This window comes from Propionivibrio sp. (genome assembly GCF_029255185.1).
In the GTDB taxonomy this organism is placed as follows: domain Bacteria; phylum Pseudomonadota; class Gammaproteobacteria; order Burkholderiales; family Rhodocyclaceae; genus Propionivibrio.
Window position 1 is genome coordinate 1 of record NZ_JAPUVO010000006.1, and the last position, 1,377, is coordinate 1,377.

The following is a 1,377-nucleotide window of genomic DNA, read 5'->3' on the forward strand; positions in this document are numbered from 1 at the left end:
AAGGCGGCGGTCAAGCCGTATTTCAACCCGTCCTCGCGGATCGAAATATCGTTGCCGCCGATTTGGGTGATGTGCTGTTCCTGATAATGGTAATTGCCGAATTGCGCCCCAAGATCGAGGCCGGTGGTGTGGCGCAAATCGTCGTCCGCGTCCGATGGGGGCGGTGGCGCTAGCGGCGTAGGCGCGGGTTGCGCGCGGCTTCCGGTCACGATAGAGCGGTTCTGCACCGGATAACCGTAAACCGGCTTCTGGCCAGTCTGTCCCGACGATGGCTTGGCATAAGCACCGCCAGGTGTTGGCGCGGCAGCCTCAGGATTATTTAGCGCGTAGGGAACAGGATTGACCGCCTGCATGCGATAATCGCGCTGGTTCAGCACGGGCCGCTGCGCGGCGGGATCGGTGACGGGTACGGTTTGTGCCGCTGCGGGCGCGGCCAGCGCCAAGGTCATGAGGGCGCCCAAACTGCATCGGCCAAACAACAACATGATGATATTCTCCTTAATCACGATTCCCGCGCGACTGCGCAATGCCGATATTCTCTATCCCAAATCCCCCCGTCAGAAAAGCCGGATTGGACAAAGCGGCAAAGTTTGGCTAGGACAATCAGGCGCTGCGCCTTTTGCGCAACAATGATTCCGCCCCTCGGCCTTGGCCGGAAAACAGAAGGAGACGACCATGAAGCTTACCAAACGCGTCCGCGACATTCTGGCCAACTATGAAGGCGAAACGCCCGGCACCAAAGCCAATCTGGCGCGGATGCTGATGGCGGGGCGTCTCGGCGGCACCGGCAAGATGATCATCCTGCCGGTCGATCAGGGCTTCGAACATGGTCCGGCCCGCAGCTTCGCCGTCAATCCCGCCGCCTACGATCCGCACTACCACTACCAGATGGCCATCGACGCCGGATTGAATGCCTATGCCGCGCCGCTGGGGCCGTTGGCCGCCGGCGCCGACACCTTCGCAGGCGCCATCCCCACCATCCTCAAAATGAACAGCGCCAACAGCCTGTCGCGCCAGAAGGAAAACGCCGATCAAGCCGTGACCGCCAGCGTGGACGACGCGTTGCGCCTCGGCTGCGCCGCCATCGGCTTCACCATCTATCCCGGCTCCGACAACATGTATAACCAGTTCGAGGAAATCCGCGACCTGTCCCGCGAAGCCAAGGCCAAGGGCCTCGCCACCGTCGTTTGGTCCTACCCGCGCGGCGGCGATCTGTCCAAGGACGGCGAGCTGGCCGTGGACGTCATTGCCTACGGCGCGCATATGGCGGCGCTGCTTGGGGCCAACATCATCAAGGTCAAGCTGCCCACCGCGTTCCTCGGCAACAAGGAATCGCAGAAGGTGTACGAGGACAAGAAAATCCCCGTCGCCACGCTG

Annotated in this window: 2 protein-coding genes; one reads left to right on the top strand and one right to left on the bottom strand. The window is 62.0% G+C overall.

The window, feature by feature from the left end; all coding sequences use genetic code 11:
* Positions 1 to 506, bottom strand: a 506-nt coding sequence (locus Q1J43_RS00055) for a hypothetical protein (protein WP_301100237.1), incomplete at its 3' end; no start/stop codon positions are given.
* A 169-nt stretch (positions 507 to 675) separates the two neighbouring features.
* On the opposite strand from Q1J43_RS00055, the gene Q1J43_RS00060 reads away from it, so the two are divergent.
* A partial coding sequence (locus Q1J43_RS00060) for a class I fructose-bisphosphate aldolase (protein ID WP_301100238.1) occupies positions 676 to 1,377 on the top strand: 702 nt, incomplete at its 3' end.